The organism is Roseovarius azorensis (assembly GCF_900109455.1).
Classification (GTDB): domain Bacteria; phylum Pseudomonadota; class Alphaproteobacteria; order Rhodobacterales; family Rhodobacteraceae; genus Roseovarius; species Roseovarius azorensis.
The window spans coordinates 272,726-287,205 of record NZ_FOAG01000004.1 but is presented as its reverse complement, the minus strand read 5'-3'; the positions used below and the strand labels follow the sequence as shown (position 1 = coordinate 287,205).

Sequence of the window (14,480 nt, the reverse complement as noted above, 5' to 3'; positions counted from 1 at the left end):
GGCGCGATTTATTCGGCCAGTTTTTCCTCGATGATGGCCTTGAGATCGGCGTAGGCCATGTTCGAGTATTTCTGCTCGTTGATGATGAATGTCGGCGTCGAGTTGACGTTATGCGTCTCGGCATTCTCCTGATAGTACGCGACCAGCGCCCTGGCGTTGTCGTTGTCATTGAGGCAAGCCTCGAGCGCGTCAGGCTCGATTCCCGCCACTTTGCCGATGCGGCGCAGATTATCCGCAATGCTGGAAGGATCGCCACTGGTCCATTCGCGCTGCTGCTCATAGATCATGTCGGTGATGCCAAAGAATTTCTCGGGTCCGCCGCAGCGGGCGACCATTGAGGCCCAGAGGCCGAAACGGTCGAAATAGACGTCGCGATAGACGAATTTCACCTTGTCGTTGTCGAGATAGTCGGCCTTGAGCTGTTTGAATGGCCCGTTGTGGAAATTGGCGCAATGCGGGCAGGTGTAGGATGCATATTCGATGATCGTCACCTTGGCGTCCTCGGGTCCGATGAACATGTCGACGATGCCGGAAGTGTCGGGTGCGGCCTCCTGGGCCGCAACCGGAGCGGCCAGCATGGCAAGGGCAAGCGCCCCGATTGCGATCAGTTGTTTCATTGTCTCTCCTTTATCGGTCAGCGTTGAGATTTGGATAATACGTTGCGCGCCAGCGATTCCAGCGCGGTGCGCAGGCCCTCGTCCGCGACGGGGGCGGTCAGTGTTGCAGCGGCCTGCACCGTTTCAGGGGCGGGCGGTTCAGGGGTGGCGGTCCTGGGCCGGTGGGTGAAATCAGCCTGACCCTCGGCGAATCCGGTGGGCGCGGTCTGTGTGATGCGGATGCGCGAGATGGCGTTGTAGCCATAGACGGCATTGACACGCTCGCGCAGTTTTTCCTTTTGCATTTCGAGCATCGGGGCCTGCGCGCCGGTGGTCAGCAGGGTCAGCGTGGCCCCCATCCCCTGACGGCCATAGGATACCTCGACCGGGCGGGAAATGGCCGCGATCTCTTCGCCTGCGACCTCTGGCCAGTGGGTCAGCAGACGGGACTGGGCAAAACCACGGGACTCGGAGGCGCGCCGGATGCTGGATTGCAGCAGCGCCGAGGTGCGTTTGAAGCCATATGTCGTCGGCTTGCGGCTGACCATGGTTGGCAGTCTCCTCACTGGCGCTAATCTATGTCATGTGGCAGGGGATACCAGACCTGATCGGGACGGGAAGAGGTAAACTATGCGTTATGGCGCAGATCCGCAGGCGTTGCTGGACTGGTATGATACTCATGCTCGGGATCTGCCGTGGCGTGTCAGTCCCCGTGACCGGGCGGCGGGGGAGCGGCCCAATCCCTATCGCGTCTGGCTGTCGGAGGTGATGCTGCAACAGACCACGGTGGCGGCGGTGCGCGGTTATTTCGAGCGCTTTACAAAGCTCTGGCCGACGGTGGGCGATCTGGCGGCGGCCGAGGACGCGAAGGTCATGGGGGAATGGGCCGGTCTGGGCTATTACGCCCGTGCGCGTAACCTCTTGAAATGCGCGCGGGTGGTGGTGGCCGAGCATGGTGGGCGGTTTCCCGAGACGCGCGCGGGGTTGCGCGCCCTGCCGGGGATCGGCCCCTATACCGCGGCGGCGATCGCAGCGATCGCCTACGATCAGCCCGAGGTGGTGGTGGATGGGAATGTCGAGCGCGTGATGGCGCGGCTGCATGACATTCGCACGCCCCTGCCCATGGCCAAGCCGGAACTGACCGCAGCGGCGGCGGCGCTCACGCCGCGGCGCAGGCCCGGCGATTATGCGCAGGCGGTGATGGATCTGGGGGCCACGATCTGCACGCCGAAGTCACCCGCCTGCGGGGTCTGTCCATGGATGGGGGCCTGTGCTGCCCGAATGGCGGGCACGGCGTCGGAGTTGCCAAAGAAAACAGCAAAGGCGGCCAAGCCCGTCCGGCTGGGCTATGCCTATGTGGCGCAACGGGCCGATGGCGCGCTGTTGCTGGAGCGGCGACCGGACAGGGGATTGCTGGGCGGGATGCTGGGCTGGCCCGGCAGCGACTGGAGTGTGGCGCCGGAACCTGCCCCGCCGGTGGCGGCGGAGTGGCGCATGCTGGAGGCTGAGGCGCGGCACACGTTCACGCATTTTCACCTGCGCCTGCGGGTCTGTGTGGCGGATGTCGGGGCTCGTGTGCAACCCTGCCGCGGGGAGTTTCGGCCAAGACAGGAGTTTCGCCCGTCAGAGTTACCCACCGTCATGCGAAAGGTGTTTGACCTTGCGCAGGGGGCGCTGGAAAATGGCTGCTGACGGATCCGGCATGCCGATGAAGGAGCAATACATGATTCCCGCAAATCAGGTCGCGCAGGTGCATCGGGCGTTGCCGTTCTGGATGTCGCTGCTGCTGGTGCCGGTGGCGGTGCTGGGGGCGGTGCAGGGCGGCTGGACGGTGATCCTGTTGCCGGTTGTGACATGGTTTTTCTTTTCCCTGCTGGATGCGATCCTAGGGCTTTATACCGAAAACGCGGATCTGGAGACGCGCGAGGAACAGCTTGGCTGGTACAGGGTGATCACGCTGATCTGGACACCGGTGCAGTTCGGGCTGCTCTACTGGCTGCTGTGGTATGTTACCGGGCCGGGGGATGCGCATCTGTCGGCACCGGAAACCATCCTGCTGTTTTTCGGCATGGGGGTGATCAGCGGGACGGTAGGGATCAATTACAGCCACGAGTTGATGCATCAGAAGGACCGGGGCGAGCGGTTTCTGGGCGATGTTCTGCTGGCGATGGTGCTGTATTCGCATTTCCGGTCAGAGCATCTGCTGGTGCATCACCGTTATGTCGGCACGCCGCGCGATCCGGTAACGGCGCGGTATAACGAGGGGTTTCACCGCTTTTTCCCGCGGGTGTTGAAGCAGTGCTGGTTGTCGGCGTTCAGGGCCGAGCGGGAGATGCTGGCGCGCCGCAATCTGCCCTGGCATGAGCTGAAGAACCCGTTTTTCAGATACTGGGCCTTGCAGGGGTTCATGCTGTTGCTGGCGGTGCTGATTGGCGGCTGGGCCGGTCTGGGGCTGTTTCTGTGGCAGGCCATTGTCGCGGTCTGGCAACTGGAACTGGTGAATTACATCGAGCATTACGGGCTGACGCGCAAGCATCTGGGGGATGGCAAGTACGAGCATGTCCAGCCGCGGCACAGCTGGAACGCGGCGCACAAGGCGTCGAACTGGCTGTTGATCAACCTGCAGCGCCATTCGGATCACCATTACAAGCCCGACCGGCGCTTTCCCCTGTTGCAGAATTATACCGAAGCGGACGCGCCGCAACTGCCCTATGGCTATCCGGTGATGACCATGGCGGCGATGGTGCCGCCGCTGTGGCGGCGGGTGATGAATCCGCGCGTGCGGCGCTGGCGCGCGATGTATTACCCCGAGATCAACGACTGGCGCCCCTACAACAAGGCCACCAACCCGATGCCGCGCTGAGCCAAGAGGATCAGGCTGCGGGGGCGATGGGAAGGTGGCCGGTTTTCACATAGATCAGGCAGCCCTGATCGGAGAAGGGTTTGTGTTCTGACAGGTGCGGGCTGCGAATCCAGGTGCCTGCCGGGTAATCGCCGTGCTCGTCCTGGAATATGCCTTCGATCACGAAGATCTCTTCGCCTCCCCAGTGCCGGTGCGCGTTGAAACGCGTGCCGGGAGCCCAGCGGACAAGCGCCACGTTCTCGCCCGGAGCGCTGTGCAGGGGCAGCACACTCAACCCGTCAACCAGACCGGGGCGGAATTCGGCATTGCGGGTGTCGATGTGAAACTGCGCGGTATCCCCGGCGTCGAACTGGTGCAGCTTGACGAGGATGGTGCAGCCTTCTGCGGTGTGGGGCTTGTGGCTGGTGCCGATCGGGTTGCGCACGTAGAACCCTGCCGGGTAGTCACCGGAGTCGTCCGAGAACACGCCGTCGAGCACCAGAAACTCCTCTCCGCCGTCGTGGGTGTGCGCGTCGAAATACGAATCCGGCGCAAAACGCACGATGGTGGTGGCGCGGGCCACCTCGCCACCGATGCGGTCGAGCATCATGCGCTCGACTCCGCTGGCCGGGGACTGAACCCATTCGTAATCTTCGGGGCGGATCACCACCCGTTTCGAGAAGTCGGCGTTCAGGCGCATTGTGGGGCCTCCTTGTTCGATAAGCTATCAACTAGTAGATAGATTTCAAGAGATCAAGTCTCATCCGCATGAACAATCCACAGCGAAAAACCCCCGCAGAGCGGGTCTGCGGGGGCTGAACTTGTCAGGCGCGGGCGATCAGTGGGATTTGCGGCCCTTGATCGGCGCCCAGATGCGTTTGTTGGTGAGATATAGCAGCACAGACAGAACCGTGAGGAAAATCACGCCCGTCAGGCCCGCATGTTTGCGCGCCATCATCTTGGGTTCCGCGGTCCACATCAGGAAGGCGGCGACATCCTCGGCCTGCTGTTCAAGTGTCGCCTCGGTGCCGTCATCATATTCGACATCATCGCCCCAGAGAGGCTGCGCCATCGAAATCCAGCTGCCCGGCACTGTGGGGTGGCCATTCTCGTCCTTGCATTCCTCTGGATAGCCGCCCGCGGTGAAGGCTGCGTTATACGATCCCTCGAAATCCTCGGGCGCGCAAGCGGGGGGCTCATGATAGCCCACCATTAGCGAATAGATGTATTCCGCCCCACCCATGCCGTTGAAAAGCTGGCTGAGGCCGGTGCCCGCCGGTCCATGGAATCCGGCGCGTTTTTTCGCCATCAGCGAAAGGTCGGGCGCGGTTTCGAGGCCGGATTTCGGGAAGTGATCGGTGGGAACCGCCGGGCGGAAATCGTCGAGTTCCGCGTCGAACACCTCGAACTGGGCGGCGTAGGCGCGCACCTGATCCTCGGGAAGATGCGGGCCGCCCTCGTCGCCCAGCGTTCGCAGCGGCACGTATTGCAGGCCGTGGCATGCGGCGCAGACCTGGGTATAGACCTTCAGCCCGCGTTGCAGCTGGTTCTGGTCGAACTTGCCGAACGGTCCCTCGAAGGAGAAGGCGACATCCTCTATATGTCCCTCGCCTCCGGCGGCCCATGCGCCGCCAGCAGAGAGGGACAGGGCCACAAGGGCCGCAATGCCTGATTTCGTGAACATTGTCCTCGGTCCTTTCTTATTCGGCGGGCGTTTCGGCCTTGCCATAGTGCGCATCGAAGTCCTCTTCGATGGTGGCAGGCACGGCCTCTGGTTTTTCGATCACGCCCAGAAGCGGCAGGATCACCAGAAAATAGGCGAACCAGTAGGCTGACCCGATCAGAGAGATGGTCGAATAGGGTGGCTCTGCGGGCATTGCACCGGCCCACATCAGGACCATGAAGTCGACGACCAGAAGCCAGAACCACCATTTGAACATCGGGCGATAGCGGCCGGAACGCACCGACGAGGTGTCGAGCCAGGGCGCGAGGGCCATGACCGCGATCGAGCCGAACATCGCCAGCACGCCGAAGAACTTGGCGTCGATGATGCCGCCGGTGATCCAGCTTGCGAACATCACCACCCAGACATCGCCGGTAAAGGCGCGCAGGATCGCGTAGAACGGCAGGAAATACCATTCCGGCACGATATGCGCAGGCGTGACCAGCGCATCGGCCTCGATGTAGTTGTCGGGATGGCCGAGGTAGTTGGGCATGAAGCCGACGATGGCGAAGAACACCACGAGGATCACTGCGAGGGCAAAGAGATCCTTGATCACGAAATAGGGCCAGAACGGCACCGTGTCACGCTCGGCTTCGGTCTTGGAGGTGCGGCGCACGTCAACCCCGGTCGGGTTGTTGTTGCCTGTGGTGTGGAACGCCCAGATATGCAGCGCGACCAGGGCCGCGATCACGAAGGGCAGCAGGTAATGCAGGGAGAAGAAGCGGTTGAGCGTCGCATTGCCCACCGCCGGCCCGCCCAGCAACCAGGTCTGGATCGGCTCGCCGATAAAGGGGATCGCACCAAAGAGGCCGGTTATCACGGTAGCCCCCCAGAACGACATCTGCCCCCAGGGCAGCACATAGCCCATGAAAGCCGTGCCCATCATCGCCAGATAAATCAGCATGCCGATGATCCATGTGATCTCTCGCGGGGCCTTGTAGGATCCGTAGTAGAGCCCGCGGAAGATGTGCAGATAGACCGCGACAAAGAAGAGCGACGCGCCGTTCATATGCAGGTAGCGCAGGAAATGCCCGCCGTTCACGTTGCGCATGATGTGCTCGACCGAGGCAAAGGCCATATCGACCTGCGGGGTGTAGTGCATCGCCAGCACGATGCCGGTGACGATTTGCAGAGCGAGACAGAAGGTCAGGACGATGCCCCAGATCCACATCCAGTTCAGGTTCTTGGGGGTGGGGATCATGATGGTGTCGTACAGCAGCCCGACAATCGGCAGGCGCGAATGCAGCCATTTCTCGCCGTTCGTCTTGGGTTCGTAGTGATCGTGCGGAATACCGGACATCTGCGCGTTTCCTTATCCCAGTATGATCGTTGTTTCGTCAGCGAATTCGGCGACCGGCACCCAGAGGTTCTCTGGTGCGGGGCCCTTGCGGATTCGGCCTGACGTATCGTAGTGCGAGCCGTGGCAGGGGCAGAACCAGCCGCCGAAATCGCCCGCGCCGTCGCCGATCGGCACACAGCCCAGATGCGTGCAGACGCCGATCATCACCAGCCATTCACCGGCCTCGTCGAGCGTGCGGTTCTGATCTGAAGCGTCGAGCGCCATGTCGTTGCGGTTCTGCGCGTTCTGATCGGGCAGGTCGGTCACGGCCACGGCGCGGGCGGCCTCGATCTCGGCCTCGGTGCGGCGGCGAATGAACACCGGCTTGCCCAGCCATTTCACCGTCAGTTGTGTGCCCGGCTCGACGCCGGAGACATCGACGCGGATCGAGGCAAGCGCCTGAACGTCGGCAGACGGGTTCATCTGGTTGACAAGCGGCCAGACGGCCGCCCCGGTCGCAATGGCACCGGCGCCAGCTGTGGCGTAGTAGAGGAAATCCCTCCGGGTGCCTTCGTGATCTTCTGCGTGGGACACGAGGTTTACTCCATTATATCAGCGCCGCTCACCGGCCTCATACGGGGTTCAGGCCGCAGCAGCCCCGCAGCCTTCCTGCGCGGCTATTTAGCGGGGCTTGGGCGTGGCGTCCAGTGCGCATTGTTCCGAGATGTGATCAGAGCGCGCATCTGTCGCGCTTGTCCAGCCGAAGATACGGGTATAAGCAAGGGCAAATCCCCTCCTAATTGAACCCAAAGGCCTCGCCATATGCTCAAACACCTGAAAATTGCCGCCGCCGCCCTGATGCTGACGGCGGCCCCCGCCACTGCGGAGCTGGAGCTCAGCCTTTATCTTGGCACGCAGAGCGCAAGCAGTGGCACCGACACGGTGCGCCTGCCGGGTGCCGCGCCGGTCAGGCGTGATATCAAGTGGAATGTGAAGCCTTTTGACAATCCGCTCTATTATGGCGGCCGTGCGACGTGGTGGACCCGGAACAACCTGGGCTTCGGGATCGAGGGTACCCACGCCAAGGCGATTGCCAAACCTGCGGACCGCGCCGCGCTGGGGGTGGACAAGCTGGAATTCACTGACGGGCACAACATCATCACCGCCAACGTGATGAAACGCTGGCCGGGGGCGTTTGCCAAGGCGACCAGATTCACGCCCTATGCGGGTGGGGGTATCGGGATCGCGGTGCCGCATGTCGACATCAAGGTCACCGGCGCCAGCAACCGCACCTTCGGGTTCGAGGCGACCGGCCCCGCGTTGCGCGGTATTCTGGGTTTGAAATTCGATCTGAGCGACAAATGGGCGCTGTTCAGCGAATACCAGATTACCTGGTCGGACAACGATGCCAAGATCAAGGCCGATCCCGCCGTTCCCGGCCAGACCGCCGGCAGCCTCAAGACTGAACTGCTCACCCATGCGCTGAATTTTGGCGTCAGCTACAGTTTCTGATCTCTCGGGTCAGCTACGTGACCTGGGCGGCGCCGGTCATTCTGGCGCCGTTTTCGTCATGCTGTCGCGGCTGGCAAAGCCTGCATACCAATCGGCCAGCGTCTCATTCCCGTGCCGCCAGCCGCGCGCGTCGTGGCGGAAATCGAGATATCCAAGCGCACAGCCCATCGCGATATGGCTCATGTCGAGCGGCCCGGCAAGGTGGCTCATCCAGCGGGCATTGACCGCATCGAGGGCGCGTGCGGCCTTGGCCCATTGCGCCTCGACCCAGGGGGCATGGCGCAGCTCTTCGGGGCGCAGGCGCGCCTCGTAGGTCATCGACAGCGCCGCCTCCATGATGCCCTCGGCGGTGGCCTCGAGCGTCAGCACCTCCCAGAGGCGGCTGTCGGGGTAAAAGCCAGCCCCGGCGCGCGCGTCGAGATAGCGGGTGATCACCCGGCTGTCATAGATCGCAGGGCCGTCATCGCGGATCAGCGCCGGGATCTTGCCCAGCGGGTTGGCGGCCGCAGCCTGTGCGTCGGTCGCAAGCGGCGTGGTGGTCACATCGACCACCTCGACCTGATCGGCAAGGCCGCTTTCGAGCAAGAGCACGCGGACCTTGCGGACAAAGGGGGAGAGGGGAGAGGATATGAGTTTCATGGCGCGCTCCTGCTGGTGTTTGGCCCGGACGGTAGGCGCGCGCGGGAGGGGTGTAAAGTGGCTCAGTTCGGGGGATCGCGCATGAGCGCGGCAAGCAGGTCCGTTTCCTGTGCCATCGCCGCCGGTGCGAGATGTCCGGCGGCGCGCAGGCGCACCTCGTCAGGTTTGTTCTGGCCCAGCTTCCATGTGGCAGAGATCTCATCCACGCGCATCGCGCAGGGCACGATCTGTCGCATCAGCCGGTCGAGCACCTCGGAGGTCATCTTGGTGGTCAGCCATGGTGGTTTGGGCAGCAGGCGATTCTCATAATGCGCCGATTGCCGGTCGAGCAGGTCGCGCATCGCCGTCTGGGGCTGCAACGTCACCTCGCCCACCAGATGCACGGCGACATAGTTCCAGGTGGGCACCTGATCCGTCACCCCATACCAGTCGGGCGACACGTAGGAATGCGGTCCCTGCACGGCAAGGCGGGCGGGACGGGCCGTGGCGAGCATCCGCGCGATGGGATTGGAGCGCACCAAGTGAAATTCCGCAAGATCCCCGTCCTCGGACAACAGAAACGGGATATGGCTGATCAGCGGAGCGGTGTCGGTGCCGATGGCAAGCAGCCCGAAACCTCGCTCGCGCGCGAAGCCGATGTTGCGCACCTGCGATATCTGGCGAAAGGCGGGATTGGGGTGCATGGCGGTTCTTTCGGGCTCAGGTGGCGGTGAGTTGCATGCCGTTCTGGCCCGTCACGGTGGCGGTGATGATCTGTCCCTCGGGGCGGTCGCTGCCGAAGATGACTTCGGTGAATTGCTCGGTTCGGCCCATGCGGGGAGACTCCGTCAGCACGCGGTGCCTGCGGCCCTGCTGTTCGGCGAGATGCATCGCCACCCGCGCCGCGCCCGCCGCACGCAGCCGTGCGGCGCGGGACTTGATGGCGCGTCCGTTCACCTGCGGCATGCGCGCGGCGGGGGTGCCCGGACGGGGCGAGTAGGGAAACACATGCAGCCAGGTGAGGTGACATTCCTCGACCAGCCGCAGCGAGTTCTCGAAATGCTGTTCGGTCTCGGTGGGAAAGCCCGCGATGATATCGGCGCCAAAGGTCATCTCGGGCCGCAGTTTCCGCGCCGTCTCGGTGAATCGGATGGCGTCGTCCCGCAGGTGGCGGCGTTTCATCCGCTTGAGAATCAGATCGTCGCCATGTTGCAGGCTGAGATGCAGATGCGGCATCAGCCGCGGTTCGATCGCGATGGCCTGCATGAGATTTTCATCCGCTTCGATGGAATCGATGGAACTGATCCTCAGGCGCGGCAAATCCGGCACCAGTCGCAGGATGCGCATCACCAGATCGCCCAGTTTCGGCACTGCGGGTAGGTCCGCCCCCCAGCTTGTCAGGTCCACGCCGGTCAACACCACCTCGTTATAGCCCGTATCCACCAGCCGCCTGATCTGATCAACGACAACCCCCGCGGGCACGCTGCGCGAGTTGCCGCGCCCGTAGGGAATGATGCAGAAGGTGCAGCGATGATCACAGCCGTTCTGGACCTGAACATAGGCGCGACTGCGCGTGCCGAAGCCGTCGATCAGATGGCCCGCGGTCTCGCGCACCGACATGATGTCGTCGACCAGCACCCGTTCGGTAGTACCGATGAAATCCGCGGCCAGTCGGCCCCATGTCTCGGGCTGCATCTTTTCGGTGTTGCCGATGACGGCGTCCACCTCGGGCATGGCGGCAAAGGTCTGGGGCTCGGTCTGCGCCGCGCAGCCGGTCACGATGAGCCGCGCCTGCGGGTTCTCGCGCCGCAGACGCCGGATCTCCTGCCGCGCCTTGCGCACCGCCTCGGCGGTCACGGCGCAGGTGTTGATCACCACCGCGTTGCCCAGCCCCGCCTGCTGACCCAGTTCCTTCATCGCCTCAGTCTCATAGGCGTTGAGACGACAGCCAAGCGTGGTGAATTTTGGCGCGCCGGTCATCGGAGGGACGCCAGAAATTCGGGCGTGAAGGTGCCGCTGGCGACATGCGCCGTGGCCCCGGTCATCCATACCCCGTCATCGCGCCAGTCGATCAGGATTGTGCCGCCGTCGAGGTCGATGCGCACCTCGCGTCCCGTAAGCCCCCGGCGCGCCGCCGCCACCGCCGTTGCGCATGAGGACGAACCGGAGGCCAGCGTCACCCCCACGCCTCGCTCCCACACACGCATGCGGATATGGTCGGGGCCGATCACGCTGGCCACCTGCACATTGGTGCGCTGGGGGTAGAGCGGGTGATGCTCATAACGCGGGCCGAATTGTTCGAGCGGCACCGCCTCGGCATCCTCGACAAAGAAGGTGCAATGCGGATTGCCCATGCCGGTGGCCACTGGCCCGCCCTCGATGGGCAGTTCCAGCGTGTCCACCGCTTCGGCAAGCGGGATGTCCTGCCAGTCGAGTTGTGGCTGGCCCATATTCACCGAGGTCAGGCCGCCGCCCGCATCGACGGCATGGATATCGCCCCGCGCCGTGGTCAGGTGCAGGCTCTGGCGGTTCGATTCATCCATCAGATAGCGCGCGATGCAGCGGGTGGCATTGCCGCAGGACGCCGAGACCGAGCCATCAGCGTTGTAGAAGGTCAGATGGGCATCGCCCGCGCCGCACTCGATCACCGCAAGCTGATCGAAGCCGATACCGCGGTGGCGATCCGCGATGCCGGTGATCTGGGCGGGCGAAAGGCGCAGGTCGCGCGCACGCGCATCCAGCACGACAAAGTCGTTTCCTAGCCCGTGCATCTTCATGAAGGGCAGCCCGGTATCGCGCGCATCATTCATCCGCGCGCATATAAACCCGGGCGCGGAATGAATCCAGCGTCTCGCCGAATTATCCTGCACTTTCGGGGTTGACCCCCCGCCAAGGTGTTTCTAGATACCGCCCCTAGTGGGCCGTTAGCTCAGTTGGTAGAGCAACTGACTTTTAATCAGTGGGTCACAGGTTCGAATCCTGTACGGCTCACCACTTTCTCGTTTAATATCAATCGCTTGTGCGGTGGTATTTGTATTGCAGTTCGCCTTCAGGTTTTGCCGGAAGCAATACGGAAGCAGGTGGTGCAAGAAATCGGGGCTGGTCGAGTGCGGCAATCGTGCCACACCCGATTCGACGGGCAATCCTAGCAGTGGCAGCCTGACCCCACATCGTCACTTGTCGCGCAATACAATTCCTGCCTTGGAAAACTTATCTCGGAGCGGGCCAGTTCGACCAAGATGCCGCCATTACCCCAGCACCATTTTCTACCGCCCAGAGCCTCGGAAAATGCGTCGCAACTACCCGAGGGCTCTCAGTGCGAGGTTGCAATCCAAGGCAGAACGGAGCGTCAGGACAGGCTTTCTATCCTGGTATCCTGCTTGATACCCCAGCCCAAGAGTGTCGACACTTCACGCGCGATCTGGGTGATCTGAGGACCAAGTGTTTTGCGGAATTCTGGCGTGAAAACCCGCACCGATCCGGTAGCACCAATTGACAACGTGGCCCCCGGCCCGCTTGGCGCAAGGGGGGCTGCGACCGAGCACATGCCGCGCTCGATTTCTTCCACGCATTCCGCAAATCCGCGCTGACGGATGGTCTCGAATTCCGCTTCCAGGTCATGCACGTCTGTCAGGGTGAATTCAGTGTATGCGCGCAACCGGCCTTCAATTTCGCCGGTCGAAAACAACTCCGGCGAAAAGGCAGCAATAGCCTTTGAGCAGGAACAGGCATGCAGGGGGCGCTTTCCCAATCCCGGATGAAGATAGGACACTCCGGTGTCCGGCGTCTCGACATGAATGATTTCCACGGATTTCCCGCGCAGCCGCGACAGGAAAAACGCGGTTCCAAACTGCTTGGCGGCTTGTTTCAGCGTTGGCGCGATCAATTCCAGCAGCGTGCGGTCGGAATTATCGCTGTGTGTAATCCCTTTCAGGCGGGTGCCGATCGTGAACTGCCCACGCCCGACAGGTTCCAGCAGGCCGACGCTGACCAAGTCCTGCACAAGCCTGTAGGCAGACGGCTTGGGCAGATCCGAATGGGCGCAAATCTCGGTCACCGTGGCCTCGCCCTTCTGGCCAACGATTTCGAGAATCAGTGTGAGGCGTTCAAGATGCATATTTTTTCCTTGTGAGAATCTATTTATCGAATTACGAGAAACATGGCGTGACCGCAAGGGAGGAATGTGATGATGGACGGCGCATGTTGCGGCCCGGGGTATGCAAGCCCGACCGAGGCCATCAAGGCCCCACGCGAAAAACTGCTCTACACGATCGCCATCTACACGGGTACCGGGATTCAGAAGCCGGACTATCTGGCGACCGTTGACGTGGATCCCGACAGCCCGACATATTCTCAGGTCATCCACCGTCTCGAGATGCCGGGCATCGGGGACGAGTTGCACCACATGGGGTGGAACGCCTGTTCGTCGTGCCATGATGACGCAGGGATGAGTCGTAAGTACCTGCTGGTGCCCGGTGTGCGATCGAACAACATCCATGTTGTCGATACGGCCACCGACCCCCGCGCGCCGCGTCTGCACAAGGTGATTGACGGGGCAGAGATCAAGTCGAAGACCAACCTAAGCGGCCCCCACACCGTGCATTGCCTCGGCTCCGAGATCATCATTTCGTTCCTCGGCGATGCGCAGGGCGAAGCCCCCGGTGGCTACCTGCATCTCAACAAGGATTTCGAGATCGTGGGCCGTTGGGAGGAAACCATGGGCGACATCCCGTTCAGCTATGATTTCTGGTACCAGCCGCGCCACAACGTCATGGTATCCTCCGAATGGGCGGCGCCCAACACGTTCATGCCGGGCTTTGACCTCGAAGAAGTGGGGCACCTGAAATATGGTCGCCGCCTGCATATCTGGGATTTCGAGGCGCGCAAACCGGTCGAGACCATGTATCTCGGCGAAGACGGGTTGATCCCGCTGGAAGTGAAATTCCACCATAACCCTGACAGCACCCACGGCTTTTGCGGTGCGGCCCTGTCGGCCAACGTGATCCATTTCTGGAAGTCCGATGCCGGCAAGTGGGAATGGGAAAAAATCATCGACGTTGAGAACGAGCCGCACCCCGAATGGCCCATCCCGATTCCGGGTGTGATGAGTGCGATCCTCGTGTCGATGGACGACAAGTATCTTTACCTGAACAACTGGCTGCACGGCGACATGCGCCAGTACGATATCAGCGATCCGCACAACCCTGTGCTGACGGGGCAGGTCTATATGGGCGGTCTCCTGGGCAAGGCGCCCGAGGTCAATGGTGTCAAGATTGCGGGCGGGCCGCAGATGTATCAACTCTCGCTGGATGGCAGGCGCCTCTATGTTACAACCTCGCTGTTCAGCACATGGGACAACCAGTTCTACCCCGAGATCCGCACCCAGGGCGGTGTCATGCTGATGATCGACTGCGATGTCGAAAACGGCGGCATGAAGATCAACGAGGATTTCATCGTCGACTTCGGCAGGGAACCGAATGGCCCGAGCCGCTGCCACGAAACCCGTTATCCCGGCGGCGACTGTACGAGCGATATCTGGCTGTGAGCAAAACCCGCACCATAACGATTGCCAACCGCGGCGGTGCGACCTATCAGGTCGAGGCCCGCCGCCCGTTGCTGGATTGTCTGCGCGAGCAGGGCGTCGATCTGCCGTACGGTTGCAAATACGGCGGCTGCATTACCTGTGCGGCCAAGCTGACCGCAGGTGAGGTTGACCAGCGCCGCCAGGTGGCGTTGAACAATCGTCAGATCAACAATGGCTACGTCCTGCTCTGCGTCGCACGCGCCGTTACAGATTGCACTTTGGAAATCGGCGTCGAAAGCCATGACAAACTCTACCGAAACCCATTCCTCGACCCGCTGGAGCCGCATGAGTTGAAGGCGGACATTGCCACACCCAAGGAACGTTAA

16 protein-coding genes and 1 tRNA gene are annotated in these 14,480 nt (G+C 62.2%); 6 read left to right on the top strand and 11 right to left on the bottom strand.

Annotation, left to right across the window (positions count from 1 at the left end; translation table 11 throughout):
• Positions 1-8 precede the first annotated feature (8 nt).
• Complete coding sequence (locus tag BSG08_RS08550) at positions 9-617, bottom strand: DsbA family protein (RefSeq protein ID WP_093035076.1); 609 nt, start codon at positions 615-617, stop codon at positions 9-11.
• 17 nt (positions 618-634) lie between these two features.
• On the bottom strand, positions 635-1,144 hold the full coding sequence (locus tag BSG08_RS08545) for a DUF721 domain-containing protein (protein WP_093035073.1): 510 nt from the start codon (positions 1,142-1,144) through the stop codon (positions 635-637).
• An 82-nt stretch (positions 1,145-1,226) separates the two neighbouring features.
• Between BSG08_RS08545 and mutY the strand changes: the two genes are divergently transcribed.
• Together mutY and BSG08_RS08535 are read left to right on the top strand one after the other, a co-directional pair.
• A complete protein-coding gene (gene mutY, locus BSG08_RS08540; RefSeq protein ID WP_093035070.1) occupies positions 1,227-2,288 on the top strand; it encodes an A/G-specific adenine glycosylase in 1,062 nt (353 codons plus the stop codon).
• A 31-nt stretch (positions 2,289-2,319) separates the two neighbouring features.
• On the top strand, positions 2,320-3,459 hold the full coding sequence (locus BSG08_RS08535; protein WP_093035204.1) for an alkane 1-monooxygenase: 1,140 nt from the start codon (positions 2,320-2,322) through the stop codon (positions 3,457-3,459).
• 10 nt (positions 3,460-3,469) lie between these two features.
• Here BSG08_RS08535 and BSG08_RS08530 read toward each other — a convergent pair whose 3' ends face one another.
• The 4 genes from BSG08_RS08530 to petA form a co-directional block, all read right to left on the bottom strand.
• Positions 3,470-4,138: a cupin domain-containing protein gene (locus tag BSG08_RS08530; RefSeq protein ID WP_093035067.1), complete on the bottom strand. Its 669-nt coding sequence runs from the start codon at positions 4,136-4,138 to the stop codon at positions 3,470-3,472.
• A 138-nt stretch (positions 4,139-4,276) separates the two neighbouring features.
• Positions 4,277-5,122 (bottom strand): cytochrome c1, encoded by an 846-nt coding sequence (locus tag BSG08_RS08525; protein WP_175544733.1) that lies wholly within the window; start codon positions 5,120-5,122, stop codon positions 4,277-4,279.
• A gap of 16 nt (positions 5,123-5,138) precedes the next feature.
• Positions 5,139-6,461, bottom strand: a complete 1,323-nt coding sequence (gene petB, locus BSG08_RS08520) for a cytochrome b (protein ID WP_093035061.1) — start codon at positions 6,459-6,461, stop codon at positions 5,139-5,141.
• Between the two features lie 12 nt (positions 6,462-6,473).
• Positions 6,474-7,034, bottom strand: coding sequence for a ubiquinol-cytochrome c reductase iron-sulfur subunit (gene petA, locus BSG08_RS08515; protein ID WP_093035058.1), 561 nt, complete (start codon positions 7,032-7,034; stop codon positions 6,474-6,476).
• 228 nt (positions 7,035-7,262) lie between these two features.
• On the opposite strand from petA, the gene BSG08_RS08510 reads away from it, so the two are divergent.
• Positions 7,263-7,952 (top strand): outer membrane protein, encoded by a 690-nt coding sequence (locus BSG08_RS08510; protein ID WP_093035055.1) that lies wholly within the window; start codon positions 7,263-7,265, stop codon positions 7,950-7,952.
• A 36-nt stretch (positions 7,953-7,988) separates the two neighbouring features.
• Here the strand turns inward: BSG08_RS08510 and BSG08_RS08505 are convergent, their stop codons facing one another.
• From BSG08_RS08505 to dapF, 4 genes are all read right to left on the bottom strand, one after another.
• Positions 7,989-8,591, bottom strand: coding sequence for a glutathione S-transferase (locus tag BSG08_RS08505; RefSeq protein ID WP_093035052.1), 603 nt, complete (start codon positions 8,589-8,591; stop codon positions 7,989-7,991).
• Positions 8,592-8,653: 62 nt separating this feature from the next.
• Positions 8,654-9,274 carry an FMN-binding negative transcriptional regulator gene (locus tag BSG08_RS08500; RefSeq protein ID WP_093035049.1) on the bottom strand — a complete coding sequence of 207 codons (621 nt, stop codon included), beginning with the start codon at positions 9,272-9,274 and terminating at the stop codon, positions 8,654-8,656.
• Between the two features lie 16 nt (positions 9,275-9,290).
• Positions 9,291-10,550 (bottom strand): tRNA (N(6)-L-threonylcarbamoyladenosine(37)-C(2))-methylthiotransferase MtaB, encoded by a 1,260-nt coding sequence (gene mtaB / locus BSG08_RS08495; protein WP_093035046.1) that lies wholly within the window; start codon positions 10,548-10,550, stop codon positions 9,291-9,293.
• Positions 10,547-11,380, bottom strand: a complete 834-nt coding sequence (gene dapF / locus BSG08_RS08490) for a diaminopimelate epimerase (protein ID WP_093035043.1) — start codon at positions 11,378-11,380, stop codon at positions 10,547-10,549. The genes mtaB and dapF overlap by 4 nt, the downstream gene beginning before the upstream one ends.
• Positions 11,381-11,488: 108 nt before the next feature.
• On the opposite strand from dapF, the gene BSG08_RS08485 reads away from it, so the two are divergent.
• Positions 11,489-11,564 (top strand) — tRNA-Lys (locus BSG08_RS08485).
• A 355-nt stretch (positions 11,565-11,919) separates the two neighbouring features.
• Here BSG08_RS08485 and BSG08_RS08480 read toward each other — a convergent pair.
• The gene (locus tag BSG08_RS08480) at positions 11,920-12,744 is read right to left on the bottom strand and encodes an IclR family transcriptional regulator (protein ID WP_245770634.1); all 825 of its coding nucleotides are present in this window, start codon (positions 12,742-12,744) and stop codon (positions 11,920-11,922) included.
• Positions 12,745-12,756: 12 nt separating this feature from the next.
• On the opposite strand from BSG08_RS08480, the gene BSG08_RS08475 reads away from it, so the two are divergent.
• Together BSG08_RS08475 and BSG08_RS08470 are read left to right on the top strand one after the other, a co-directional pair.
• On the top strand, positions 12,757-14,115 hold the full coding sequence (locus BSG08_RS08475; protein ID WP_093035038.1) for a selenium-binding family protein: 1,359 nt from the start codon (positions 12,757-12,759) through the stop codon (positions 14,113-14,115).
• Positions 14,112-14,480, top strand: a complete 369-nt coding sequence (locus BSG08_RS08470) for a 2Fe-2S iron-sulfur cluster-binding protein (protein WP_093035035.1) — start codon at positions 14,112-14,114, stop codon at positions 14,478-14,480. Before BSG08_RS08475 ends, BSG08_RS08470 begins: the two co-directional genes overlap by 4 nt.